Origin of the sequence: Mycolicibacterium hodleri (assembly GCF_025822245.1) — a bacterium.
Classification (GTDB): Bacteria; Actinomycetota; Actinomycetes; order Mycobacteriales; family Mycobacteriaceae; genus Mycobacterium; species Mycobacterium hodleri.
In genome coordinates this window covers 1-25,136 of the sequence record NZ_JACKTL010000013.1, presented here as the reverse complement: position 1 = coordinate 25,136, position 25,136 = coordinate 1, and the positions used below count along the sequence as shown (strand labels likewise).

At 69.0% G+C, this 25,136-nt stretch carries 25 protein-coding genes, 1 tRNA gene, 1 other RNA gene and 1 riboswitch; of the genes, 11 read left to right on the top strand and 16 right to left on the bottom strand.

From position 1 onward, the window contains the following. Nucleotides 1–34 precede the first annotated feature (34 nt). From gluQRS to H7J06_RS03165, 5 genes are read right to left on the bottom strand one after another with little or no spacing between them, the layout of a single operon-like run. Nucleotides 35–907, bottom strand: a complete 873-nt coding sequence (gluQRS, locus tag H7J06_RS03185) for a tRNA glutamyl-Q(34) synthetase GluQRS (RefSeq protein ID WP_264036929.1) — start codon at nt 905–907, stop codon at nt 35–37. Between the two features lie 23 nt (nt 908–930). Beyond that, nucleotides 931–1,689, bottom strand: a complete 759-nt coding sequence (locus H7J06_RS03180; protein ID WP_264036927.1) for a GntR family transcriptional regulator — start codon at nt 1,687–1,689, stop codon at nt 931–933. A 51-nt stretch (nt 1,690–1,740) separates the two neighbouring features. Further along, nucleotides 1,741–2,520 carry a 3-oxoacyl-ACP reductase FabG gene (fabG, locus tag H7J06_RS03175; RefSeq protein ID WP_264036924.1) on the bottom strand — a complete coding sequence of 260 codons (780 nt, stop codon included), beginning with the start codon at nt 2,518–2,520 and terminating at the stop codon, nt 1,741–1,743. A gap of 44 nt (nt 2,521–2,564) precedes the next feature. Beyond that, nucleotides 2,565–3,563, bottom strand: a complete 999-nt coding sequence (locus H7J06_RS03170; protein WP_264036922.1) for a phosphotransferase enzyme family protein — start codon at nt 3,561–3,563, stop codon at nt 2,565–2,567. Nucleotides 3,564–3,565: 2 nt separating this feature from the next. Next, nucleotides 3,566–4,837: a class-III pyridoxal-phosphate-dependent aminotransferase gene (locus H7J06_RS03165; protein ID WP_264036920.1), complete on the bottom strand. Its 1,272-nt coding sequence runs from the start codon at nt 4,835–4,837 to the stop codon at nt 3,566–3,568. Nucleotides 4,838–5,039: 202 nt separating this feature from the next. On the opposite strand from H7J06_RS03165, the gene H7J06_RS03160 reads away from it, so the two are divergent. The 4 genes from H7J06_RS03160 (at nt 5,040) to H7J06_RS03145 (ending at nt 10,914) form a co-directional block, all read left to right on the top strand. Continuing rightward, nucleotides 5,040–6,569, top strand: a complete 1,530-nt coding sequence (locus tag H7J06_RS03160; protein WP_264036918.1) for an APC family permease — start codon at nt 5,040–5,042, stop codon at nt 6,567–6,569. Between the two features lie 99 nt (nt 6,570–6,668). Further along, nucleotides 6,669–8,885, top strand: a complete 2,217-nt coding sequence (locus H7J06_RS03155; RefSeq protein ID WP_264037008.1) for a propanediol/glycerol family dehydratase large subunit — start codon at nt 6,669–6,671, stop codon at nt 8,883–8,885. Continuing rightward, a complete protein-coding gene (locus tag H7J06_RS03150; RefSeq protein WP_264036916.1) occupies nt 8,882–9,217 on the top strand; it encodes a diol dehydratase small subunit in 336 nt (111 codons plus the stop codon). The genes H7J06_RS03155 and H7J06_RS03150 overlap by 4 nt, the downstream gene beginning before the upstream one ends. A gap of 5 nt (nt 9,218–9,222) precedes the next feature. Further along, entirely contained in the window at nt 9,223–10,914 is a 1,692-nt protein-coding gene (locus tag H7J06_RS03145) for a diol dehydratase reactivase ATPase-like domain-containing protein (protein ID WP_264037006.1), read from the top strand. Here H7J06_RS03145 and H7J06_RS03140 read toward each other — a convergent pair. The 6 genes from H7J06_RS03140 to H7J06_RS03115 form a co-directional block, all read right to left on the bottom strand. Further along, nucleotides 10,911–11,300 (bottom strand): hypothetical protein, encoded by a 390-nt coding sequence (locus tag H7J06_RS03140; RefSeq protein ID WP_264036915.1) that lies wholly within the window; start codon nt 11,298–11,300, stop codon nt 10,911–10,913. The two genes, H7J06_RS03145 and H7J06_RS03140, sit on opposite strands and share 4 nt — an antisense overlap. 47 nt (nt 11,301–11,347) lie before the next feature. Continuing rightward, nucleotides 11,348–12,415 carry an ATP-dependent DNA ligase gene (locus tag H7J06_RS03135; RefSeq protein WP_264036913.1) on the bottom strand — a complete coding sequence of 356 codons (1,068 nt, stop codon included), beginning with the start codon at nt 12,413–12,415 and terminating at the stop codon, nt 11,348–11,350. 4 nt (nt 12,416–12,419) lie between these two features. Then, nucleotides 12,420–12,986, bottom strand: coding sequence for a nucleoside/nucleotide kinase family protein (locus H7J06_RS03130; protein ID WP_264036910.1), 567 nt, complete (start codon nt 12,984–12,986; stop codon nt 12,420–12,422). Continuing rightward, complete coding sequence (locus H7J06_RS03125) at nt 12,973–13,659, bottom strand: energy-coupling factor transporter transmembrane component T family protein (RefSeq protein ID WP_372515226.1); 687 nt, start codon at nt 13,657–13,659, stop codon at nt 12,973–12,975. The genes H7J06_RS03130 and H7J06_RS03125 overlap by 14 nt, the downstream gene beginning before the upstream one ends. Nucleotides 13,660–13,751: 92 nt before the next feature. Continuing rightward, nucleotides 13,752–15,242 (bottom strand): ABC transporter ATP-binding protein, encoded by a 1,491-nt coding sequence (locus H7J06_RS03120; RefSeq protein WP_264036906.1) that lies wholly within the window; start codon nt 15,240–15,242, stop codon nt 13,752–13,754. Then, nucleotides 15,239–15,871, bottom strand: coding sequence for an ECF transporter S component (locus tag H7J06_RS03115; RefSeq protein WP_264036903.1), 633 nt, complete (start codon nt 15,869–15,871; stop codon nt 15,239–15,241). Before H7J06_RS03115 ends, H7J06_RS03120 begins: the two co-directional genes overlap by 4 nt. After that, a riboswitch (TPP riboswitch) is annotated at nt 15,864–15,973 on the bottom strand. It overlaps the preceding gene by 8 nt. Before the next feature lie 79 nt (nt 15,974–16,052). Between H7J06_RS03115 and H7J06_RS03110 the strand changes: the two genes are divergently transcribed. Beyond that, complete coding sequence (locus H7J06_RS03110) at nt 16,053–17,102, top strand: ATP-dependent DNA ligase (protein ID WP_264036900.1); 1,050 nt, start codon at nt 16,053–16,055, stop codon at nt 17,100–17,102. Beyond that, nucleotides 17,103–18,149, top strand: coding sequence for a non-homologous end-joining DNA ligase (ligD, locus tag H7J06_RS03105; RefSeq protein WP_264036898.1), 1,047 nt, complete (start codon nt 17,103–17,105; stop codon nt 18,147–18,149). It abuts the gene before it with no gap. A gap of 53 nt (nt 18,150–18,202) precedes the next feature. Here ligD and H7J06_RS03100 read toward each other — a convergent pair whose 3' ends face one another. Continuing rightward, nucleotides 18,203–18,529, bottom strand: coding sequence for a substrate-binding domain-containing protein (locus tag H7J06_RS03100; protein ID WP_264036896.1), 327 nt, complete (start codon nt 18,527–18,529; stop codon nt 18,203–18,205). A 113-nt stretch (nt 18,530–18,642) separates the two neighbouring features. Between H7J06_RS03100 and H7J06_RS03095 the strand changes: the two genes are divergently transcribed. Both H7J06_RS03095 and H7J06_RS03090 read left to right on the top strand, forming a co-directional pair. Beyond that, nucleotides 18,643–19,149 (top strand): alpha-amylase family glycosyl hydrolase, encoded by a 507-nt coding sequence (locus H7J06_RS03095; protein WP_443678414.1) that lies wholly within the window; start codon nt 18,643–18,645, stop codon nt 19,147–19,149. Nucleotides 19,150–19,280: 131 nt separating this feature from the next. Then, nucleotides 19,281–19,856: a hypothetical protein gene (locus H7J06_RS03090; protein WP_264036894.1), complete on the top strand. Its 576-nt coding sequence runs from the start codon at nt 19,281–19,283 to the stop codon at nt 19,854–19,856. Between the two features lie 35 nt (nt 19,857–19,891). Here the strand turns inward: H7J06_RS03090 and H7J06_RS03085 are convergent, their stop codons facing one another. The 4 genes from H7J06_RS03085 to H7J06_RS03070 all read right to left on the bottom strand — a co-directional run bounded on the left by H7J06_RS03085 (nt 19,892) and on the right by H7J06_RS03070 (nt 22,280). Continuing rightward, on the bottom strand, nt 19,892–20,176 hold the full coding sequence (locus tag H7J06_RS03085) for a hypothetical protein (RefSeq protein ID WP_264036892.1): 285 nt from the start codon (nt 20,174–20,176) through the stop codon (nt 19,892–19,894). A gap of 19 nt (nt 20,177–20,195) precedes the next feature. Beyond that, complete coding sequence (locus H7J06_RS03080; protein ID WP_264036891.1) at nt 20,196–21,218, bottom strand: S1C family serine protease; 1,023 nt, start codon at nt 21,216–21,218, stop codon at nt 20,196–20,198. An 87-nt stretch (nt 21,219–21,305) separates the two neighbouring features. Further along, nucleotides 21,306–22,115 carry a lipid uptake coordinator LucA gene (gene lucA / locus H7J06_RS03075; RefSeq protein WP_264036889.1) on the bottom strand — a complete coding sequence of 270 codons (810 nt, stop codon included), beginning with the start codon at nt 22,113–22,115 and terminating at the stop codon, nt 21,306–21,308. Nucleotides 22,116–22,194: 79 nt separating this feature from the next. Then, a tRNA-Ser gene (locus H7J06_RS03070) sits at nt 22,195–22,280 on the bottom strand. A gap of 115 nt (nt 22,281–22,395) precedes the next feature. Here H7J06_RS03070 and ffs point away from each other — a divergent pair. The 3 genes from ffs to H7J06_RS03055 all read left to right on the top strand — a co-directional run. Continuing rightward, nucleotides 22,396–22,490, top strand: an RNA gene (gene ffs / locus H7J06_RS03065) — signal recognition particle sRNA small type. Between the two features lie 26 nt (nt 22,491–22,516). Then, nucleotides 22,517–23,794 carry an aspartate aminotransferase type Ic gene (locus H7J06_RS03060; RefSeq protein WP_264036887.1) on the top strand — a complete coding sequence of 426 codons (1,278 nt, stop codon included), beginning with the start codon at nt 22,517–22,519 and terminating at the stop codon, nt 23,792–23,794. A 37-nt stretch (nt 23,795–23,831) separates the two neighbouring features. Further along, a partial coding sequence (locus H7J06_RS03055) for a DNA polymerase III subunits gamma/tau (RefSeq protein WP_264036885.1) occupies nt 23,832–25,136 on the top strand: 1,305 nt, incomplete at its 3' end.

Here is a 25,136-nt window from a genome sequence, read left to right as displayed (position 1 = left end):
TACCAACCCGACGCCGACCCGGATAGGGTTTTCCTCACCTGGGCTGGTAAATCCAAGGTTCTCGTGGCAGCCGGCTCGGGTCGAACTCGGCCAGCATGTCGGCGACCGTCGTGGCCGTGTACCCGAGCGACTCGGCGATCTGGCCGAGGGCGCGCCCCGCCCCGACCTCGGCGAGGGTGACGGCGCCGTCGCGCTTGGCCAGGCGCTTGCCCTCGGCGTTGAGCACCAATGGGACGTGGGCGTAGGTCGGCGTCACGTGGCCGAGCAGCGCGCCGAGGTAGGCCTGCCGCGGCGAGGACGGCAGCAGGTCGTCGCCGCGCACCACCTGGTCGACGTCCTGCGCGGCGTCGTCGACGACGGCGGCGAGGTTGTAGGCGGGGACGCCGTCACCGCGGCGCAGCACGAAGTCGTCGACCACCCCGGTGTAGCTGCCGTGCAGCAGGTCGGTGACGGTGAACCGAGTGACCTCCGACCGCAGCCGCACCGCGGGTGGTCGGCCGGTGGCCGCGCGTTCGGCGCGTTCGGCGTCGCTCAAGTCGCGGCAGGTTCCCGGGTACGCCCCCTCCGGCGCATGAGGTGCGCGCGGCGCCGCTAGGATGTCCCTTCTGCTGCAATGGCATTCGTAGGTCATCCCCCGTCCGGCGAGCTCGTCGACGACCGCGTCGTAGCGCGCCTGGTGGTCGGATTGACGCTCGGGCGGTGCGTCCCACGTGAGGCCGATCGCGGCCAGGTCCTCGAGCTGCCGCCGCGCAACGTCGTCCCTGGCGCGGTCGTCGAGGTCCTCCACGCGCACCAGGAAGCGCCGTCCCGTCGAGCGGGCGAACAGCCATGCCAGGACCGCCGTGCGCAGGTTGCCGACGTGCAGATCGGCCGACGGGCTCGGGGCGAACCGTCCTGCGGGGCTCATGCCCGCCAATCTAGCGACCTCGTTCAGCTGTGCAGCGCCACCGTCGCCGCGGCGACGGGTGACTGGACGCCGATGCCGCGACCCTGCACGGTGACGCCCAACCGAGTGCGGTCGCCGCGGAACAGGTCGCGGGAGAACTCGCACGGCGAATCGTTCTGGTCGTAGGTGACGCGGGTGATCAGCAGCAGGGCCGACCGGGCCTTGATCGCCAGCAGCGACGCCTCGTCGGGCGTGGCGTTGACGGCCTCGATGCGCTCGTCGGCACGGGAGGTGACCAGGCCGTAGTCGTTCTCCAGGATCTCGTAAATCGAACCGCCGAGCTGCTTTTCGAGCAGCCCGGGAAACGACTCGGCGGGGAACTGCGCCAACTCCAACGAGATGGGGGAGCCGTCGGCGAGGCGGACCCGCTGGATCTCCACGACGAAGTCCGAGGCGCCGATCTGCAGCGCCGACTGGGTGGTGCGGTCCGGTGCGGTGATCTTGGTCGAGAGCACCCGGGTGCCGGCGACGTACCCCTGGCTGGCCAGGAAGGCGGGCACTCCCACGACGTTGGCCAGGCTGCGTTGCACCTGGGCGTGGCTGATGAAGATGCCGCCCGCGCGGCCGATCACGCGGTGGACGAGGCCGGCCTCCTCCAGCGCCGCGAGCATCTGGCGCAGGCTGGAGCGGCTGGTCGAATAGCGCTCGGCGAGGTCGCGTTCGCTGCCGAGCTTCGCGCCGGGTGCGCCGGCGTTGATGTCGGCGACGATGCGACGCCGCAGTTCCTCGGTCGACTTGGTCAACGCTGGCCCCCTCTCGGCATTCGGGTAGACCAATTCTAGGGCGCGGTGGAGCTACTGTTCGGCGATCGCCGCCTGGGACTCGGGCAGGATCTGGCCGCCGTCGACGACGAGCGACTGCCCGGTGACGTACCCGGCCTCCTCGGTGGCGAAGAACAGCGCGGCGTTGCCGATGTCGGCCACGGTGCCGAGCCGCCCGGCGGGCACGGCGGCGGCCATTTGTTTCATGTAGTCCTCGCCCATGTCGACGAGGCCCTCGGTGACGATGTTGCCGGGGAGCACGGCGTTGATCGTGATGTTCTTGGGCGCCAACTCCATTGCCGCGGTGCGGATGAAGCCGAGTTGGGCGGCCTTGCTGGCGCCGTAGTGCGACCATCCCGGATACCCGGTGTAGGGACCCGTGATCGACGACGTGACGACGACGCGACCGTGGCCGCTGTCGGCCAGCGCGGACAGTGCCGCCTGGATGATGTACACCGTGCCCTTGAAGTTGACCCCGAGCACCTCCTCGAGGTCCTCGGGGGTCATGTCCTCGAGCCGGGCGGACGGGAAGATGCCCGCATTCGCGCACACGATGTCCAACCCGCCGTGGCGTTCCACCGCGGTGGCGACCACCTTCTTGCAGTCCTCCGGGCTGGTGACGTCGGCGGCCACCCCCGTCACGGTGCCGGGCGCATCGGCCAAGGAGGTGACGGCGGCGTCGACGTCGACCTGGCTGCGGCCGGTGATAACGACGTTGACCCCCGCGGCGGCGAAGGTCTCGGCGATGCCGCGGCCGATGCCGCGACTTCCGCCGGTGACGATCGCCGTGCGGCCCTGCAATGACTGGAACATGGGTTGCCTTTCAGAGCTCTTCGCGGGCTATCACTGGGTGGGACTCAGGCCAGCCGTCGGCCGTCGGAGCCGAGATACCGTTCGGCGAGTTCACAACTGCCCTTGGCGTAGGTGATCGACATCGCCTGCGATTCCCGGGAATGGCTGTGCGAGCCCATCCATGCCAAGAGCAACAATCTGCGCAACAACACGAACGACGGCAACATCGCCTCGTCGGAAGCCGCCATCGGGCGCCGGGTCCGATATCCGGCCACCCACGCGTCTTGCCATTCGGGTACCGCCGGGTCGTCCTCGAAGAAGGACACCGCGGTCCCGAAATCGTAGAAGTGCCAACCGAACCCGCAGTCGTCGAAGTCGATGACGGTGATCTTGGAGCCGTCGACGAGCAGGTTGGCCAGCCGCAGGTCGGCGTGCACCAGACCGAAGACCTCGGGTCCGGTGCCGTATTCCTCTAGCCGACGCCGAAGGAGGTCGCGGGCCGGGTCGAGCACCCGTCGCTCCGGTTCGCCCACCCCGGTCGCGTCCTCCCAGCGGCCCCAGCGCGGCCGGTCACCAAGGCTGTGCTGCCAGTCCCACGAGAACCGGTGGAACCCCTGCGGGCGCGTCCACGTCGTCGAATGATCGTGCAGGGCAGCGGTTATTCGGCCCAGGGTGTGGAAGTCGGAGGTGGTGAGCGCCTTTTCGTCGGGCTCGGTGCCCGCCACCATCTCGAAGTGCACGACGTGACGGGCGGTCCCGTCCTGATCCACCGTCACCACCCGGCGACCGTCGCGGGCCGGGCGCACGACGGGGACCGTGACGTCGCCGTCGCGCCGCAGCGCGGCGAGCCAGTCGAGCTCGGATTCGATTTCGGCGCGGCTGTGATAGCCCTTGCGGTGCACGCGGAGGATCGACCGCACCCCGGTGTGGTCGTCGACGACTTCGTAGGTGGCGTTCTCCGACAGGTTCAGCAGGCGCAGGGTGGCGCGGGCGGGATGGGCGTACTCGGAGAGCGCGGTTCGTGCGACGTCGACGTCGTCGGCGACGAACCCCTCATCGCCCATGCCTACCCCGCCTTCGCTGCCAGGGCAGCCTTGCCCACTGCCACGTTCAAGCGTTCTAGCACGTCGTCGCACAGCTCGCGACTCAGCAGCAACCCCGGCTTGAATTGGAGGACAGAGGGATCCAACGTGGAGAAGATGGCCCAGACGCCGTTCTCGTACAGTTCGCGCATCACGTACTTCGCGCCGTCGGGGTGGTTGAACTCGAGGCCGATGACCACCCCGTTCTGCCGGATGCCGACGAACCAGTCCGCGTGGTCCGCCTTGATCCTGGCCAGCCCCGCGGCGAAGACGTCGGTGATCTCGTGCACCGAGGACCGGACCTCCGGGCGGCTGGTGATCTCCAGGGTCTTGATGGCGGCGACGCAGCCGAGTTCGGCGCCGCCGAAGGTCGAGATGTGGGCGAAGCCGTCCTGGTCGAGCCACTGGGCGGCGCGGTCGCCGAGCATGGCGGCGGTGATCGGGTAGATGCCGCCGGAGAGCCCCTTGCCGGCGACCATGATGTCGGGTTCGATGCCGTGCTTGGTGATGCCCCACATCTCTCCGGTGCGCATCAGGCCCGTCTGCACCTCGTCGGCGATGTAGAGGGTGTCGTGGCGTTCGGTGAGTTCCTTGACCGCTTCGAGGTATCCGGCTGGCGGAAGGGGGAACCCGTAGGTCGCGGGAATGGTCTCCATGATCACGGCCGCGACGTCTCCCGCGGAGAGCGCCTGTTCCATCGCGTCGACGTCACCGAAGGGCACCTGGACGAACTCGTCGGGCCGGTCGGAGAGGAACAGCTTGGAGAAGCGGTCGTCGCCGGTGGCCACGGCCAAGCCGGTGTGGCCGTGATAGGCCTTGATGATCGAGACGATCTTGCGGCGTTGGGTGGCGTGCCGGGCGCTCTTGAGCGCGATGTCGATGGCCTCGCCGCCGCCGGATCCGAAGGCCACCTTGGTGATCGACGCGGGTGCCGACTCGACCAGTCGCTGCGCCAGTGCGGTGCGCGCGACCGACGGGAAGTGGTGGTTGCCGATGTCGAAGTGCTGCAGTCCCTCGACGACTGCGGCCATGATCTCGGCGTTGCGGTGGCCGAGGTTGTAGGTGCCGCCGTTGAGGTGCATGTCGATCAACCGGCGACCGTCCATGTCCCACAGGAAGTATTCCTCGCGGCGGTCGATCACCAGGTCGACCCCGGCGTCGGTCCAGAATTGGGTCTTGTCCGGATTCCAGTACTTCTTCGCCTGCTCGAGCACCTGAGCCTTGGACTCGAACGAGAACGTGCCGTAGTCGAACAACTGGACTCCCTGCCTGAGGTGTCTCGAGCTCACGCTGGCGTCGAGGCACCCACCCTAAAAAGGTTGGACCATTTCTGTCAATGGACTACCGGAACGGTTGCACGATCCATTTGGTGATGCCAATATACGGAAGTTCGACTGTGGGCCACAGCACACTGGGTCACCGCCGGACCCCCGTCGTTCGCCTGGAAGGTGACCACCGATGACCGATCAAGCAGTATCCCGCGATGAGAACACCGGTGACGTCCAACGGCTGAAACGCAATGCCGTCGGCACGGTCGGTGTCATCTTCATGGCGGTGGCCACGGCCGCGCCGATCACCGCAATGGTGGGCAACGTGCCGATCGCCGTCGGCTTCGGCAACGGGTCGCATGCGCCCGCCGGCTACATCGTCGCCACCGTCGTGCTCGGCCTGTTCGCCATCGGGTACGCCACGATGGCCAAGCACATCACCGCCACCGGCGCGTTCTACGGCTACATCTCCCACGGGCTCGGCCGGATCATGGGCATGGCCAGCGGACTCCTGATCACCATGGCCTACATCGTGTTCGAGGCCTCGCTGATCGGCATCTTCTCGTTCTTCTTCCAAAACCTCTTCAAGTCCCAGTTCGACGTCACCGTGCCATGGCTGGTGCCCGCGATCCTGATGCTGGTGCTCAACTGCATCCTCACCTACTTCGACGTCAACCTGACCGCCAAGGTGCTCGGGGTGTTCCTGGTCACCGAGATCGTGATGCTGTCCCTCGGCGCCCTGGCGGTGCTGTTCAAGGGCGGCGGCCCCGACGGATTCGCCGTCGCCGAGACGCTCAACCCCATCGGTGCGTTCACCCCCGCGGCGGTCGCGGGCGCCAGCGCCGGCCTCGGCTTGTTCTTCGCGTTCTGGTCGTGGGTCGGCTTCGAGTCCACCGCGATGTACGGCGAAGAATCCAAGGACCCCAAGCGAATCATCCCGCGCGCCACCATGATCAGCGTGCTGGGTGTCGGCATCTTCTACGTCTTCGTGTCGTGGATGGCCATCGCGGGCACCGGCCCCGCGAAGTCGGTGGAGTTGGCCCAGAGCGCGGACACGTCCTCGGAGATCTTCTTCGGCAACGTGCGCGGCACCTACGGCGAGTGGGCCATCACCTTGTTCAACATCCTGCTGGTGACGGGCTCCTTCGCCTGCGGCATGGCGTTCCACAACTGCGCGTCGCGCTACCTGTACGCCCTTGGCCGCGAAGGCCTGTCGAAGGGGCTGCAGAAGTCGATCGGCGCCACGCATCCCACCCACGGCTCGCCGCACATCGCGTCCTTCGTGCAGACCGGCATCACGCTGGTGCTCATCCTGGCCTTCTACTTCGCCGGCATGGACCCCTATATCCACATGTACACGCTGCTGGCGATCCTCGGAACGATGGCGATCCTGGTGGTGCAGGCGTTGTGCGCCTTCGCGGTGATCGCCTACTTCCACTTCCACAAGAACCACCCGTCGAGCGCACACTGGTTCAAGACGTTCCTGGCACCGCTGCTGGGAGGCATCGGCATGCTGTACGTCGTGTACCTGCTGTGGGAGCACAAGGACGCGGCGGCCGGCGCGGCGTCCGGAACCCTGCTGTTCAAGCTGACGCCGTGGATCGTGGTCGGTCTGTTCGTCTTCGGTGCGGGCATGGCGCTGTACTTCAAGCTGCGCGACCCGCGACGCTACGATCTGATCGGGCGAATCGTCTACGAGGACAACGTCGTCCGGGACTAGGCCGTAACACCCGTCCACGGTTTGCCAGCGATCCAGCAGAGGAGGGCCAGCCCCGTGGACGACACCCCCGACCGCACGGCCGATCTCGACCAGGGCCGGATGCGCATCCTCGACGCAAAACCGGTGAACCTGGACGGTTTCAGCGTCGCCAACCCCGACCTCGGGCTGGTCGCCATGGCCAGCCCGTTCGACCCCGAGCCGTCGCTAGTGGTGGTCGACGGGGTGGTCGTCGAACTGGACGGCAAGTCGGTCGACGAGTTCGACGTGATCGACGAGTTCGTCGCCCTGTACGGGCTCGACCTCGACGTGGCCGAGGAGGCCATGGCGATGGACGACCAAGCGCTGGCCCGCATGACGGTGGACTTCAACGTGCCGCGCGCCGAGGTGGTGCGCCTCGTCGCCGGCCTGACCCCCGCCAAGCTGGCCCGCGTCGTCGCGCTGCTCTCCCCGGTGGAGATGCAGATGGCGATGACCCGGATGCGCGCCAGGAGGACGCCGAGCAATCAGGCGCACGTGACCAACCAGCTCGACGATCCGCTGCTGATCGCGGCCGACGCGGCGAGCGCGGTGGCCTACGGGTTCCGCGAGGTCGAGACCACGGTGCCGGTGCTGGGCGACGCACCGTCCAACGCGGTCGCGCTGTTGATCGGCAGCCAGGTCGGCATTCCGGGCGCGATGGCCCAGTGCTCGATCGAGGAGGCGTTGGAGCTGCGGCTCGGCCTGCGCGGGCTGACGAGCTACGCCGAGACGATCTCGCTCTACGGCACCGAGCAGGTGTTCGTCGACGGTGACGACACCCCCTTCTCGAAGGCCATCCTCACCTCCGCCTACGCCTCCCGTGGGCTCAAGATGCGGGTGACCAGCGGTGGAGGCGCCGAGGTGCTGATGGGTGCGGCCGAGAAGTGCTCCATCCTGTACCTCGAGTCGCGCTGTGTCTCGCTGGCCAGGGCGTTGGGATCCCAAGGCGTGCAAAACGGCGGCATCGACGGCGTCGGCGTGGTGGCCTCGGTGCCCGACGGCATGAAGGAACTACTCGCCGAGAACCTGATGGTCATGCTCCGCGACCTGGAATCGTGCGCGGGCAACGACAACCTGATCTCCGAATCCGACGTCCGGCGCAGCGCGCACACCCTGCCCGTGCTGCTGGCCGGGGCAGACTTCATCTTCTCCGGATTCGGCTCGATTCCGCGCTACGACAACGCCTTTGCGCTGTCGAACTTCAACTCCGACGACATGGACGACTTCCTCGTGCTGCAACGCGACTGGGGCGTCGACGGCGGGCTGCGCACCGTCCCGGTCGAGCACCTGGCCCGGGTCCGCCGGCGCGCCGCGACCGCCGTCCAGGCGGTCTACCGCGATCTGGGCCTGGCCGACTACGACGACGAGCGCGTCGACGCGGTGGTGGTGGCCAACGGTTCTCGCGACCTGTCGCCGGGTGACCCCAAGGCCGTCGCCGAGGCCGCCACCGCGATCGAGGCCAAGCAGTTGACGGTGTTCGACGTCATCGCCTCGCTCAAGCGCACCGGCTACGACGAGGAAGCCGACGCCATCATGGCCCTCACCCGGGAACGGCTCCGCGGAGACCAGCTGCAGACCTCGGCGATCTTCGACGGCGACTTCCGGGTGCTGTCCAAGATCACCGATCCCAACGACTATCGCGGGCCCGGAACCGGTTACGCGTTGACCGCGGAGCGCCGCGCCGAGATCGACGCCATCCGACAGGCGCGGACGGCCGACGAGTTGACCGCCGACCAGGCCGAGCACACCGGCCACGTCACGTTCACCGACGTCGAAACCGCCCGGCAGGGCAGCGATCCCCGCGAGGTGTGCATCGGGCTCTCGCCTGCGCTCGGCCGCTCGGTGTGGCTGTCGCTGTGCGGCCTGACCGTCGGCGAGGTGCTGCGCCAGATCTCGGCGGGGCTGGAGGAGGAGGGTTGCGTGCCCCGATTGGTCCGGATCCGTTCGACCATCGACGTCGGCATGATCGGGCTGACCGCCGCCCGGCTGTCGGGCTCCGGGATTGGAATTGGCTTGCAGGGCAAGGGAACCGCGCTGATCCATCGCCGCGACCTTTCGCCGCTGGCGAACCTGGAGCTGTTCAGCGTCGCGCCACTGCTGACCGACCGGATGTACCGGGAGCTGGGCAAGAACGCCGCGCGGCACGCGAAGGGGATGGCACCGATACCGATCTTCACCGGCGGCACCGACGAGTCCATCTCCGCGCGCTACCACGCGCGTGCGGTGGCGCTGGTCGCGCTGGAACGCGAGGCGAGTGAACCGGGGGAGCCACCGATGACCGTACGGATGGACCGATGAGGCCCGAGGACTTCACAGTCGACGCGGCGGTCAACGGCAACCTGAGCCTGGCCGACCTCCGGATGGATCCGGCGACCCTGGCCCATCAGGCCGTCGTCGCCGAAGAGGGGGGCAACCCGCAGCTGGCCGAGAACTTCTTGCGCGCTGCGGAACTCGCGCTCATCGACGACGAAGACGTCATGGGCCTTTACGAGGCGCTTCGCCCGCACCGCTCCACGGCCGAGGAGCTGGAGGCACTGCGCACCTCGCTCGAGACACGCGGAGCCTCGCGGTGCGCCGAACTGGTGCGGCAGGCCGCCGCCGTCTACGCCCGACGGGGCCTGTTGCGGTGACGGTCGTGGTGGCCGGTGTGGACGTCGGCAACCACACCACCGAGATCGTCGTCGCGCGAGTGCGGGGCGGTGCGGTCGAGCAGGTGGTCCACGGGCAGCAGCCCACCCGCGGACGCAAGGGGTCGGCGGAGTCGTTGGAGGGCGCGGCGGCACTGCTGCACAAGATGGAGGTGGTGGCGGGCGTCGAGGTCGACGAAGTCCTGCTGGCCGCACTGCGACCGGTGGACACGGCAACCGCGCCGCTCCCGCCGCCGTCGTCGCCGAGGTCGCCGGTGCGGAGCCTGCGCGCGGTCGACGCGAGCACGCCCGCGGGTACCGGGTTCGGAGTGGGGCGGCACCGTCCGCTGAGCAGCCTGGCCGGAGACGTCGTCGACGGTCCCGCCGTCGTCTCCGTCGACGCGTCGACCGACTTCGAGGTGGCGGCCGAGGCCATCTCGGCGGCGGTGGCCCGGGGCTGGGACGTGGTCGGGGTGATCGCCGCCCAGGACGACGCGGTGCTGATTCGCAACCGCATCTCGGTCGACGTGCCCGTGGTCGACGAGGTGGTGCTCGACGGCGTCGCACCGGGGGCCTTGATCGCCGTCGAGGTGGTCGCCGAGGGCCGCGCCTACCGCGCCATGGCCGATCCGATCGCGCTGTGCGTGGCACTCGAACTCGGGACGGACCAGATGGGGGACGTGGCGGAGTTCACCAGGGAACTGGCCGACTCCCCGGCCATTGCGGTCACCCCACGCACCGGTCCGCCCGATCCGCCCTCGGTCGACGACGACTACGTCGACTGCACCGTCGGCGACGAGGTGGTGCGGTACTCGCCCGCTCAAGCACACGTCGTGCTGCGGCTCGCGCCGCCGGGCAACGTCGTGGAGGTGCGACTGAAGTCCGTCCGGTCGGCCCGGGACGGGCTGGCGGTGGACGACGCGTTCTTCACCGATCTGTCGTCGATCGACAACGGGGCGTGGTTGCGGCGCGGCGTGGCCGACACCCGCGGCACCGTCGTTGCACTGCTGGCTGCCGACCTGGTCGCCGACGCGGCGGAGACCCTGCAGCGGCTCACCGGACGTCCCACCCGCACCGTCGCCGGCGAGCCGGCGGCCGCGGCGGTGGGCGCCCGCACCACCCCGGGATTGCCACCGGGAACGGTCGTGTGCGACATCGGCGGCGGCACGATCGATCTCATCGGCGACGACCGGGAGGTGACGGCCGCCGGCGCGGGTGAGGCGATCACCACGGCCGTCGCCCGGGTGCTAGGCATTCCCCGCGCCCTGGCCGAACGGGTCAAGCGGACCCCGGCGCTGCGGGTGGAGGGGCCGCACGTCGCGCACGAGGAGGACGGTCGTCGGCTGTTCCTCGACAGCCCGGCGCCCGCCGACGCGATCGGCCGGTTGTGCACTCGGGGAAGCGCGGGCCTGGTGCCGTTCTCGCACAAGTTGGCCGCCGAGGAATGGCGCAGTCTGCGGCTGGCCGTCAAGCAGGAAACGGTGGCGGCCAACATCGTTCGCTGCCTGCGGGCCTTCGAGGAGCCGCCGCCCGCGCTGGTGCTGGCCGGGGGCGGGGCGCTCGACGACGAACTGCTGCGCACCGTCTCCGAAGCCCTGCGAGCTTCGTCGACGGTGGTGGGACGCGCGAACGTCGACGCGCAGCACGGGCCGCGCTTCGCGGTGGCGTCGGGCCTGGTGCACCTCTACGCGAGGACTTAGTTCCCCCGGTAGCCCGAGCCGAGGTCGACGATGTTGCAGTAGGCGCCGGTGCCCGCGGCCTTCGGCGCGTTGTTGGTGTGGGAGACGATCGTCTTGCCGCCGATGGACACCTTGCACGTCACCGAGCCGGGGTCGCCGCCCGGGTGGATGCCGGTGAAGGTCAGCGAGCGGGCGCTGCCGTTGTAATCGTAGGCGGCCGACCACGGGAGCCCCGCGATCGCGACGATTGGCTCGTCGTTGGCGCCGAAGTAGGACACCTGCACCCCGTCGGCGAACGTGCCCGTCAACTCGAAGACCACGGGCACCGCGGCCGACGCCGTACCCGGAGTCGACAGGAGCAATCCGGCGCCGAGCGTGACCGCTGCTGCCAAGGACGTGATTCGCATTCGTCGATCATCCCACCGATTTCGGGCGTCGTCGGCGGCAATTCTCGTTAGCTGCCAAGCCCCGGGATGATGTCGCGGAGGTCGAAGGTCACCGGTACCTCGAGTTGGGCGTAGGTACACGACCGCGGGTCGCGATCGGGCCGCCACCGGTTGAACTGAGGGAGATGGCGAAACCGGTCGCCCTCCATGTGGTCGTAGCGCACCTCGACCACCCGTTCCGGTCGCAACGGCACGAAGGACAGGCTCTTGCCGGCGTTCCAGCGAGAGCCGGCGCCCCGCACCGACGCGGGCTGCGCCTCTGCCTGGCCACCCCAGTTCCACGGGTGGCCGTCGAAAGTGGTTCTCAGTGGCTGCAATTCGTCGAACAGCTGGCGTCGCGTCGCCATCGGGAAGGCGCCGATGACCCCGACCGAGGCCAGCGCGCCGTCGTCGCGGTACAGCCCCAGCATCAGCGAGCCGACCGCGTCGTCCCCCGACTTGTGCAGGCGGTACCCGGCGACGACGCAGTCGGCCGTGCGCTGGTGTTTAACCTTGAACATCACGCGCTTGTCCGGCTGATAGGTCCCGTCGAGCGGTTTGGCGACGACGCCGTCCAAGCCGGCGCCCTCGAACTCGTCGAACCAGCGCCGGGCGACGTCGACGTCGGTGGTTGCGGGCGTCAGGTGGATCGGCGGGCGGCAGTCGGCCAACGCGTCGACCAGCGCCGCCCGACGTTCGGTGAACGCCCGCCCCGTGTAGTCGTCGTCGCCGAGGGCGAGCAGGTCGAACGCGATGAAGGAAGCGGGGGTCTGCTCGGCCAGCAGCCGCACCCGGGAGGCGGCCGGATGCATGCGCAGCTGCAGCGCGTCGAAGTCCAGGCCGTCGCCGGTCGCGACCACGATCTCGCCGTCGACCACGCATCGTTCGGGAAGCTCGGCGATCGCGGCCTGGACCAGCTCGGGGAAGTAGCGGGTCAGCGGTCGCTCGTTGCGGCTGCCGAACTGCACGTCGTCGCCGTCCTTGAACCAGATGGAGCGAAAGCCGTCCCACTTCGGCTCGTAGGACCCGCCGGCGGGAATGCCGGTCACCGCCTTGGAGAGCATCGGCCGGACCGGCGGCAGGACGGGCAGCTTCACGCCGTCATTCTCGCACCGGGGTTTTCGCGGTCCAGCGCAATCCGTCCACCGTCTCCGTCACCACCCAGTCGGCGACCGACCGCGGGTCGTGGCGGACGAGGTAGTCGTCCTCTTGGGCGGCCCACCGATCCCAGTGGGGGCGGTAGGTGTCACCGTCGCGCAGCAGTGCGCGCCGCTTGCGTTCGGCGTCGGGGGTGTCGACCCAGATGCCCAGGTCGGCAAGGGCACGACTGGGGGCGTTCAGCGCGCCGACGCCCTCGACGATCAACCGCTGCGTGGGATCGACGGTGTGCCACCGGCCCGGGGCGTCGCGCACCCAACTCCAGCTGCGCCACCGACCGGGACACCCCTTGCGGCGGGGAGCCAGCAGCTCGGTCCTGACGTGGTCGACGGCCCAGGCCAGTCCGTCCCATCCGGGGTAGACGTCGTCGAGCCGCAGAATCTGGCTGTCGTCCCACAGGTGCCGGAGTCGTTTGGCCAGCGTCGACTTGCCCGAACCGGACCGGCCGTCGATCAGGACCGTGCGTGCACCGGTCTCGGACAGCTCGTGGGCGACGTCATCGAGTCGCAATGAGGTTCCAATGTCCGGTGCCGACCGACGTCGCGACCGCCACCGCGACGATGACGAACGCCGCACCGATCAACGCGACTTCGCGCCGGCCGAACGGTGACGGTCGGGCCCAGGTGCGGGTCGGGTGAGCCCCGAAGCCGCGTGCCTCCATCGCGGTGGCCAACGTCGACCCGCGTCGGATCGCGGACACCAGTAGTGCGAACGCTTGTCCGGCAGCACGTTTGACGCGACCCTGATCGGCGACACCGCGCGCCCGGCGGGCGTATCCGAGGTAGCGCCAGTCCTGCCCGAGCAGTCCGACCAGGCGGACGCCGGCCAGGGCGCCGAGCACGAACCGCGCGGGTAGCCGCAACACCTGTCCCAGGCCGTCGGCCAGCTCGGTGGGCTCGGTGTCGACGAACAGCAACACCGAGGGCAGGGCGATCGCGAGCACGCGCAGAAAGGTGGCCACTGCCAACGTGATCGAGCCGTCGCTGACGGTGACGAGCAGGAAGTGCCAATGCACCACGCCGCGGGACTCGCCGTAGAGCAGGATGGTCAGTGCGGTGAGGGCGGCGGCAAACGTCACCATCGCCGCGCGGGAGAGCATGACGCGCAACGGAACTCGCAGCGCAACCAGGAGTGCGAATTCGAGAACCAGCGCGGTCAGCGCCGACACCCAGTCGACGCTCATGACCAATCCGACCGCGATCACCAGGGCGGCCGCGAGCTTCGCCACCGGGTTGACCCCCGTCAGCCGCGTCGTCGCCGTGACGGCAGGGGCGCTCACCACGGGGCCTCCGCGGCGGTCTCGGCGTGCCAGGCGCCCAGTTCGACCCGCTGATCGGCCAGCAGCCCGGCGAAGTCGAGGTCGTGGGTGATGGCCACGACCGCGGCACCGTCGTCGGCGATCTCGGCGAGCAGGCGCACCAGTTCTTCCCAGGTGTTGCGGTCTTGGCCGAAGGTCGGCTCGTCGAGGATGATCAGCCCCGGTGCGGTGGCGAGGACCGTGGCCACCGAGAGCCGGCGCTGCTCGCCACCGGAGAGGGTGTACGGGTTGACCTCGGCGAGGTGCGCGAGCCGCAACCGGTCCAGCAGCGCGTCGCACGTGTCGGCGACCGTGGCGTCGTCCTTCCTCAGCGCGCGCGGGCCGAGGGCCAGCTCGTCTCGGACGGTGGCGGTGAGGAATTGGTGTTCGGGGTTCTGGAACACGCTGCCGATGCGGGTGAGCAGTTCCTTCGACTTCCACTCGACGGGTGCCCGGCGACGCGGTGCCGGCGCGAATGCCTCGTCGGCGGCGAGCGTCCCGCCGCGCGGTGGCAGCAGTCCACCGAGGGTCAGCGCCAACGCCGACTTGCCGGTTCCGTTCGGGCCGGTGACGACGGTGATCGTGCCGCGGTCGATCTCGAAGGTGAGGTCGTGAGAGCCGTCGCCGGCGCGGTAGCCCACCGAGAGGTTGGCGGCCTCGAGCAGCGGTGCGCCCGGCGCGTGGCGGCGCGTGATCGCTGGCAGCTCGGTTCCGGGTACCCAGACGCCGGCCCGTCGCAGCATCTCGCCCTGCCGTGCGAGGGTGTACTCCGGCGGACCGTCGGCCACGACCCGGCCGTCGTCGCCGAGGACGATCACGCGGTCGACCACGGGGAGCCACACCGCCGTGCGGTGTTCGACGACGACGAGCGTCGCACCGGTCGACGCTGCGGCGGCCGCCACCGCGTCTCGGACCTCGACGACGCCCGCCGGGTCGAGGTTGGCGGTGGGTTCGTCGAGCAGGATCAGACCGGGGTTCATCGCGAGAACGCCGGCCAGTGCCAGCCGTTGCTGCTGACCACCGGACAGCGCCGACGTCTCCCTGGACAGCGGAAGGTCCAAGCCGACGGCGGCCAGCGCCCGGCGCACCCGTGGCCAGATGGCAGCACGCTCGACGTTGAAGTTCTCCATGCCGAACGCCACGTCGTCACCGACGCGCGACAGGATGACCTGGGAGTCGGGGTTCTGCAACACCATGCCGATGCGACTCCGGCGCGAGGCCGGGGACGCTCCGTCGACGAGGAGTCGACCGGCCTCGTCACCGTCCTCGTTGCTGTCGAGCAGCCCCGCAAGTCCTTGCAGCAGAGTCGATTTGCCCGAGCCGCTGGCGCCGAGAAGCAGTACCCGCTCGCCGGGTTCGATCGTCAGGTCGAGCCCTCGCAGCGCCCACTGCGCGCGACCGGCGTGCCGCCAATGCCAGCCCTGCGCGGACACGGCGACGCCGCCGCCCGGGGACGGCGGGACGCTCATCGCGAGAGGTTGGGCTGCGACCCCACTCTGCCGGACGGGAAGCGGGACAGCGCACCGGTCTTCGCGAGGCCGCGGACGACGAACCAGGACAGGGCACCCGCGATGAGTGCGCCCGAGACGATCGCCGACACGACGTAGATCGCCGAAAACGCCGTCGCCGAACCGGGATACCAGAGAATCAAGTCGTTGATCGCGAGGCCCAGGCCCGCCGCCGCGCCGGCCAGCACGGCCACCGGCAGGTTCCATGCGCGGTAGAGGAACACCGCGAACACCAGCTCGGCGGCCAGGCCCTGCACCAACCCCGACTCCAAGGTCAGCACGCCCCATTGGTTGCCGACGAGCGCGGAGACGGTGGCGGCGACCAACTCCCCGTAGAGCGCGGCGCCCGGTTTGCGGATGACCAGTGCGGTGAGGACGCCGGCGAACAGCCAGCCCCCGCCCAGCAGTGCCTGAAGGCCGGGCAGCGCGGCGCCGAGGGGAGCGCCGATCGGGTTGGAGGCGATGTTCCACAGGACGAACACCAGTCCGGCCGCGACGGCCAGCACGCTGGCGACGACGATGTCGACCACGCGCCAGCGGTAGCTCCGCGGACTGCTGGTGGGTCGATCGGAAACGATGTCGGTACTCATCTAAGTCACTCCCTACGCCGGCATGATCCGGTCAGGTTCGTACGGTCGACGGCGCCAGCCGTCCTCTCAGCGCACTTGGCGTGCACTCCCGTGTGGGTCATCTTCAATGTAACCCCAGCACCGCCACTAGGGGAATTCGCCATGGCGATGACATTGATCGGCGATAGCGGTCTACGTGAGTATGGGAACCATGGACCTCCCCGTGATGCCGCCTGTCGAGCCGATGTTGGCGAAGACGGCCACCACCGTGCCCGACGACGCCGGGGTCTGGTCCTACGAGCCCAAGTGGGACGGCTTCCGGGCGCTGGCGTTCCGCGACGGCGACGAGGTGGTGCTGCAATCGCGCAGCGGCAAGGAACTCGGTCGGTACTTCCCCGAGCTCGTCGAGTCGCTACGCGACGAGCTGGCACCCCGTTGCGTCCTCGACGGCGAGGTCGTCGTGCCCCGGGAGATCGACGGCCGCGTCCGGCTGGACTGGGAGTCGTTGAGCCAGCGGATCCATCCCGCCGAGAGTCGGGTGGCGATGCTGGCCGAGCAAACTCCCGCGCACTTCATCGGGTTCGACGCACTTGCCACCGGGAATGCCTCCTTGATGGGAGAACCATTTCGCGTCCGGCGGGAGGCGCTGCTGGAGCTCGTGTCGGAGAAGACGTGGTGCCACGTCACCCGCACCACCGAGGACCCCGAGCTCGGCACGCAGTGGTTGACCACCTTCGAGGGCGCCGGTCTCGACGGGGTGATCGCCAAGCGACTCGACGGACGCTACCTGGCGGGCAAGCGCGAGATGGTCAAGGTCAAGCACAAGCGGGACGCCGACTGCGTCGCCATCGGGTACCGCGTGCACAAGAGCGGGGAGGGCGTCGGGTCGATTTTGCTGGGCCTCTACCGCGAGGACGGCGAACTGCAAATGATCGGTGGCGCAGCGTCGTTCACGGTCAAGGACCGCATCAAACTGCTCGCCGAGTTGGAGCCATTGCGCGACGGCGACGCACGGGACGGCGACCCCAGCCGGTGGAACTCCGCGGCCGACAAGCGGTGGATCCCGGTGCGCCCGGAGAAGGTGGCCGAGGTGGCCTACGACCAGATGGAGGGCAACGGTCAGAGCGATCGGCGCTTCCGGCACGCGGTGAAGTTCGTTCGCTGGCGGCCCGACCGGGATCCGTCGAGCTGCACCTTCGCCCAGCTCGACGTCCCCCTGAACTACGACCTGTCCGACGTATTGGAGAACTGAATGGCCAGTCCCGCAACCGAAGTCGACGTCGACGGCGTGGCCGTCAGGTTGACCAGTCCGGACAAGGTGTACTTCCCCAAACTCGGCGCAGGCGGCACGAAGCGGGTCCTCTTCGACTACTACCGGGCCGTCGCGGAGCCGATGGTCGCGGCGTTGCGGGACCGGCCCACGCATCTGCAGCGCTTTCCCGACGGGATCGACGGCGAGGAGATCTACCAGAAACGCGTTCCCGCAAAGCATCCCGACTATCTGGAAACCTGTCAGGTGACGTTCCCGTCGGGCCGGACCGCCGACGCGTTGAAGGTGACGCATCCGTCGGCAATCGCCTGGGCCGCTCAGATGGGCACCGTTACCTTCCACCCGTGGCAGGTCCGTTGTCCCGACGCCGAACATCCCGACGAGCTTCGCGTCGACCTCGATCCCCAACCGGGCACCGACTTCGACGACGCGGCCGAGATCGCCGTCGAGGTGCTCAAGCCCCTCCTCGACGAACTCGGCATCGTCGGCTACCCGAAGACGTCCGGCGGCCGTGGCGTGCACGTCTTCATCCGGATCAAGCCGGACTGGGACTTCATCGCCGTACGCCGGGCGGGCATCGCGCTGGCCCGCGAGGTCGAACGGCGGGCGCCCGACCGGGTGACGACGTCGTGGTGGAAGGAGGAGCGGGGCGAGCGGCTGTTCGTGGACTACAACCAGAACGCCAGGGACCGCACCTTCGCGTCGGCCTACTCGGCCCGGCGGACCCAGATCGCCACGGTGTCGACCCCGCTGTCGTGGGCGGACCTGGCCACGGCCGACCCCGACGACTACACCATCGCCACCGTGCCGAAACTCGTTGCCAGTCGCAAGGATCCGTGGGCGGACATCGAGAAGGTGGCGCACTCCATCGAACCGCTGCTGGAGATGGTGGCCGCCGACGAGGAGCGTGGCCTGGCGGATCTGCCGTACCCGCCGAGCTATCCCAAGATGCCAGGCGAGCCCCCGCGCGTGCAGCCGAGCAAGAAGGTGGCCGAGCATTGGGACGCGGACGGCAACCCCGTGACCTGACCTATGACGCAGCGGTCACTGCAGCATGAATTCCCGGGCGGGTAATGCGATCCTCATCGTCGCGGCGCACCCGTACTCTGCCTGGTCATCAGGCTGGTCGGGAGGATCACCTTCTGCGGGGTGTCGGACTGGTCGATCAGTAGTTGTGAGGCGATGGTTCCCTTCTCGACGAAGTCCTGGTGGATGGTGGTGATACCGGCGGCGGCGGCCGCAGGAACATCGTCGAAGCCGACCACGGAGAGCTGCCGTGGCACCGCGATTTCGCGTCGTTGGCAGACCCGGAGCGCGGCGAGTGCGAGTTCGTCGTTGACGGCCAGGATGGCGGTGAGGTCTGGCCGGTCGTGGAGGAGCTTCTCCGCGCCGGCGTCGAAGTGCGGCATGGTGTGGGCGGCCTCCAATCACGACCTGCCGCGGGCGGCGACCCGGTGGGCGATGGGTGATCCCCGACGCACCAGGCTGATTCAGACAGTGCTGGCCACTCTGCCCGGGACCTATCGTCCTGTATTACGGTGACGAGCTGGGCATGACCGACAGCGACATTCCCGATCACCTCCATCGGGATCCGCTCACCGCCGGGCGTCTCAGCGGTCAATGGCCGAGGGACAATGCGCGGGCACCGATGCGGTGGGACGCGAGCCCTGCTGGCGGATTCACGGCGGGCGAACCGTGGCTACCCGTTCACCCGGTCCACGAGCACAACGTCGCCGACCAAACCGTCGACCCCACTTCGATGCTGGCGCTGGTGCGTTCGCTGATCTCGTTGCGTCGGCGGAATCTGTCGGATCCGGCCTCGACTTACCGGGCGGTCCACGTCGACGCGCACCGGCGGGTGTTCGACAGTGGCCCGCTGCGAGTGAGCGGGAACTTCACCGACTACGACGTGCCGTTCGAGGCGGGCGGCGAATCGCTGCTGTCGAGTCTCGGGCCAACCCCGGGCGCATCCGATTCGTTGCGTGCCTGGGAGGCGGTCGTCAGCCGGCGCGACGGCGATGCGGTGTGAGGACTGGTCGGCTTCAGCCAACCGCAACGGCGCAGGCCTGCGTCGATCAACGGCTGGATGCGGGCGGACAGCACCTAGGGGGCAGGGCTCGTCGACGATCGTTGGTCATCGCCGCGATTTAGGGTGTGGTCATGATTCCTGATGCATACCGCGAGTTCTTCGTTGCCTCGGCCGGTGTCACAGGGGCACTCATCGGGCTGCTGTTCGTCGCTGTTTCGGTATCTACCGAAAGGTCGGAGGACGCCGCTACACGCGTCGAGTTCCAATCCCGCTCAGCGGCAGCGTTGTTGGTGTTCACCAACGCGCTGCTGATCTCGATGGCCGCCCTCGTCCCGGGGGTGAGCCTGGGTTGGTGGGCGATCGCGTCCGGCGCCGTCGTCCTGACGTTCGCCATCGCCACCATCCGTTCCACCGTGACTGTGGTTCGTCCGTTGCGGGCAAATGTGGGCTGGGTGTGGTTGGTCGTCGGATTGTTCGTGATCGCCGGTTGCGAGTTGTACGTGGGGGTACAGCTCGTCCGAGCGTTTCACCCGGATGCGGTACGTACCCTGAGTTACGTCGTCATCGGCGACCTTGCCTTCGGTATTGCGCGGGCATGGCAACTTGTCGGCCTGCGCGACACCGGTGTCGTGACGTCGCTACGCATTCTCCTTGGCCGCGAGGCACATTCGTCGCCACACGTGGACGGGGAGCGGCCCGCTACTTGACCGCGAGTGGGGCGACAACTGGGAGGGCCGAGCGGTCAGCCCGCCAACCACTTCACCACGCCGCCGTTCTCCGCACACGTCGCCCGGTAGTTCGGTTGCTGAGTGAAGTCCAGCGCACCGTCTTGGCACTGGGCCACCGTCACGCCCGGCGGTGGCGGGACCGGGTCGGGCGGCTTCTCCCACCCACACCGGTTGATGACCGGGGGATCGGTCACCGGGCAGCCGGGTTCCGGCTGCGACGGAGCGGCGGTGGCGGACCACGGGCTCACCGCCGTCGCAACGGCAGCCAGCGCGCATGCCGCGAGCAATCGGAGAGTCATCGTCGTCAATCCTACGAGCTCACGACGTGAGCGTCGCCTTGCCGGTGAGCTGCTGGCCCGCCCGGTCGATCCAGGTCAGGTCGACGACGTCGCCGGGGTAGTGCCGGTCGAGGACGTTGGTCAACGACGTGGCCGAGTTCAGCTGCTCCCCGTCGATGCTGAGCAGGACGTCTCCGTCGTGCAGACCCGCCTGTTCCGCCGGTCCGCCGCGCAGCACCTCGAACAGGACGACGCCGGGCAGGTTCTCCGGCTGGTTGCGCGAGTTGACCCCGACTCCGAGCAGTGTCGGTGGCCCGATGTGCACCGTGCTCGACGGCGATCCCGACCGAATCTGATTCGCCGTCGCGAGAGCGTCGTTGATGGGGATGGCGAAACCGGAGCCGCCGGGATCCATCCGGAAGTTGACCGTGGCTGCGGTCGTGACGCCCATGACCTGGCCTGCCGCGTTGACCATCGGGCCGCCGGAATCACCGGCGCGCACCGGTGCCGCGAACTCGATCAACCCGGTCGCCTGGTTCGAACTGCCCGTCAGCTCGTCCTTGGCGTTGATGGTGCGTCCGAAGCCGACGACCTCGCCCGCCTCCTGCGTCAAGGGGCTTCCCGAGCCCCTGGCGTTGCCGAGCGCGACGACGGGATCACCCACCGCGAGCTGTGAGGAATCTCCGAGCACCGCCACCGGCAGGCCACCCGCGCCGCGCAGCTGCAGGACGGCGATGTCCCGGTCGCGGTCGTAGCCGACGAGATCGGCGGGGTACGACCGCCCGGCGACGGTTGCGGTGATGCTGTCGGCGCCTTGCACGACGTGGAAGTTCGTCAGCAGGGTGCCGCTCGGGTCCAAGACGATGCCCGTACCCGCGCCGATCGCGTGCTGGTAGTTGATCGTCGTGTCGATGCGCGCCACTGCCGGCTCCACCTGGGCGGCGACGTTCGCCAAGTCGGCGGGCGCGGCGAACGCCGGTGCAGGTGCCACGACGGTGGCCGCAGAGGCGGCCGTGGCCACGACCGCGACCACGTAACGCCATCTGGGGTGGGACCTGCGCATGGGGCACCTTCCGCCGTGTGTAGCTGGTGTTCTACCCACAATTCTGACGACGACACCGTGGGCTGTCGACGCAACCGGGCCCGGACGTCAGTCTTCGAGGGCCACTCCGCGGCGCGAGCGCCCGAACAGCCGCGAGTTCGACTTGCCGCTCGGACGTCGGTTGCGCAACTTGCTATCGGACTCATCGGCGGTGGGCTCGTCGGCGTTACCGACTGGTTCGTCATCAGCGGCCTCGGAAGCCGCCTCAGGAGTGGCCTCGGCGGGTTTCTCGCTGGTCACGGGGGTCTCCGGAACCTCGGCGGCAGGCTCTGTGGCAGGTTCGGGAGCGTCCTCGACCTCGGCGTCCGTCGGCTCCGGCTCGTCGGCGACCTCGTCCGTCGGCTCCGGCTCTTCGGCGACCTGGTCCTCGTCCCCGGCGTCCCTGCCGCGGCGCCGGGTCTGACCCTTCGGGCGCAGCGGCTTCGGCGGGGGAGGAGGCAGTTCGGCGGCGTAGGCAAGGTAGAAGCTGAGCGCGCCGAGGACGGCGATGGCCGCCGCGGCCCCGTAGATGGCGAACAACGTCTGACCGGCGGCGTCCAGGCTGACCCAGATCTCGCTGACGGCGGCGCCGATGATGAGGGCGCCGGCGAGGACGTGCAGGATGATCGACCACAGGCGCAGCGTGAGCGCCAGTTGGGGAGTCCCGAACTCGGCTCGGCGGGACTTCAGGTACGTCAGCACGACGGGGAGGGCCGCGAGGCCGATCAACGCGCCGCAGACGATGCGCATCGCCAGCCCGAGGCCCGTCGGCCACGCGCCGGTCAGTTCGAACCAGCGGGGCAGTACGAAGAAGAAGTAGAGAGCTCCGGCGATGACGAAGAACGATGCGTGCCACAGGACCGCGATCCAGCGCCGCATGCTCCTCCTCGAGTCGGTCGGGCCGTTCAAAAGTCTGGGTACGACCAGGCACTCTGGCCTGGCCGTACCCGGACCAGCGCGGAGGATAGGGGATTTGAACCCCTGAGGGCTATTAACCCAACCCGCGTTCCAGGCGAGCGCCATAGGCCACTAGGCGAATCCTCCGCGGGCCATGGTAGCCGACCGAGCTACCCGTCCTTCACGAGCGGCGTGCGCCGCCGCCGAATCGCTTCCCACGTCGCTCCGCTCCCGGCCGCCGACGCCGGGGTATTACACTCGTCTCGGACCCCGCGCGGCGTCCATCCTGTGAACTCCCCCAGGGCCGGAAGGCAGCAAGGGTCAATGGGCTCTGGCGGGTGCGCGGGGTCCCCTTTCATTCACGGCCCAGCGGAAGGCCTGCCTTGTCGTTTCTGTCCCTTGGTCGTGACGAGCTGGAGGCGCAGCACGAGCTGCAGCGCCGCAACTACGCCGACCTGCAGGCCAAGAAGCTCAGCCTCGACCTCACCAGGGGCAAGCCGTCGCCAGAGCAACTCGACATCTCCAACGGCCTGTTGGCGCTGCCCGGCACCGAGTACCGCGACGGTGAGGGCACCGACACGCGCAACTACGGCGGTCTGCACGGGTTGCCGGAACTGCGCGCCATCTTCGGGGAACTGCTCGGCATCCCGGTCCAGAACCTGATCGCCGGCAACAACGCGAGCCTCGAGTTCATGCACGACCTGGTGGTGTACTCGCTGTTGCACGGCGGCGTCGACTCGACGCGGCCATGGAGTCGGGAGCCGGTGGTCAAGTTCCTCTGCCCCTCGCCTGGCTACGACCGTCACTTCGCCATTACCGAGACCTTCGGCATCGAGATGATTCCCGTGCCGATGCTCGAGGACGGCCCCGACGTCGACCTGATCGAGGAACTCGTCGCCGGCGATCCCGCCATCAAGGGCATGTGGTGCGTCCCGGTGTTCTCCAACCCCACGGGCACTACCTACTCGTGGGAGAACGTTCGCCGGTTGGTTCAAATGCGCACAGCCGCAAACGATTTCCGGTTGTTCTGGGACAACGCCTACGTGGTGCACACCCTCACCCACGACTTCGTGCGGCAGGTCGACGTGCTGGGGCTGGCCGCCAAGGCGGGCAACCCGAACCGGCCCTACGTGTTCGCCTCGACCTCGAAGATCACCTTCGCCGGGGCGGGTGTCAGCTTCTTCGGTGGGTCGCTGGGCAACATCGCCTGGTACCTGCAGCACGCCGGCAAGAAGTCGATCGGACCCGACAAGGTCAACCAGCTGCGTCATCTGCGGTTCTTCGGCGACGCCGACGGGGTGCGGCTGCAGATGCAGAAGCACCAGCAGCTGCTGGCGCCCAAGTTCGCGCTCGTCGGCCAGATCCTCGAGGACCGTCTCGGCGAGTCCAAGATCGCCTCGTGGACCGATCCGAAGGGCGGCTACTTCGTCAGCCTCGACGTGTGGCCTGGCACGGCCCGTCGGACGATCTCCCTTGCCAAGGACGCCGGCATTGCGGTGACCGAGGCCGGTGCGGCCTTCCCCTATCGAAAAGACCCGGAGGACAAGAACGTTCGCATCGCGCCGTCCTTTCCGTCGGTACCGGACCTGGACGCGGCGGTCGACGGATTGGCGACCTGCGCGCTGCTGGCGGCAACCGAGTCCCTGCTCGCCGGTGACTAGGGCGCCGCTCGTCGGAGAGCCTAGGTAGCCTGCTTCCGTGGCTCTCTACCGCAAGTACCGACCAGCGTCCTTCGCCGAGGTGGTCGGTCAAGAGCACGTCACCGAGCCGCTGTCGACCGCACTGACGTCGGGGCGCATCAACCACGCCTATCTGTTCTCCGGTCCGCGCGGGTGCGGCAAGACGTCGTCGGCCCGCATCATGGCCAGATCGCTGAACTGCGAACAGGGGCCCACCCCGACTCCGTGCGGCGTCTGCGACTCCTGCGTCGCACTGGCACCCAACGGACCCGGCAGCGTCGACGTCGTCGAACTCGACGCGGCGAGTCACGGCGGCGTCGACGACACGCGCGAGCTGCGAGACCGCGCCTTCTACGCCCCCGCCCAGTCGCGCTACCGCATCTTCATCATCGACGAGGCGCACATGGTCACCACGGCGGGCTTCAATGCCCTGCTGAAGATCGTCGAGGAGCCGCCGGACCACCTGATCTTCGTGTTCGCGACCACCGAACCCGAGAAGGTGCTGCCCACGATCCGGTCGCGCACCCATCACTACCCGTTCCGCCTGCTGGCGCCCAAGACCATGCGCGGCCTGCTGGAGCGCATCTGCACCCAGGAGAGCGTCGGCGTCGACGACGCGGTCTACCCGCTGGTGATCCGCGCGGGCGGCGGCTCGCCCCGCGACACCCTGTCGGTGCTGGATCAGCTGCTGGCCGGCTCCGACGGCAAGCAGGTGGCCTACTCGCGGGCGTTGGCCCTGCTGGGTGCCACCGACCTGGCGCTCATCGACGCCTCGGTCGACGCGCTCGCCGCAGGCGACGCCGCCGCACTGTTCGGCGCCGTCGAGGCGCTCATCGACGCCGGCCACGACCCTCGTCGGTTCGCGACCGATCTGCTGGAGCGCTTCCGGGACCTCATCGTCCTCCAGGCCGTGCCCGACGCCGCGGCGCGTGGCGTCGTCGACGCACCGGACGACGTCGTCGAGCGGATGCGGGAGCAGGCCGCGACGCTGGGCACCGCGACCCTGACCCGGTACGCCGAGGTGGTCCACGCGGGGCTGGGCGAGATGCGCGGCGCCACCGCGCCACGGTTGCTGCTCGAGGTGGTCTGCGCCCGCCTGCTGCTGCCGTCGGCGAGCGACACCGAAGCTGCTCTGCTGCAACGCATCGAGCGGCTGGAAACCCGGATGAACGTGTCCATCCCGGCGGGCGAGGCGGCCCACGCCGCCGCGGCCGAGGCGGCACCGGTCAAACAGTTCGTGCGGCGGAGCAACGCCGCCCCCGAGGCGTCGGCTCCGCCCCCGGTGGAGGAGCGGCCCGTGGCGCCGCCAGCCCCGCCACCGGCC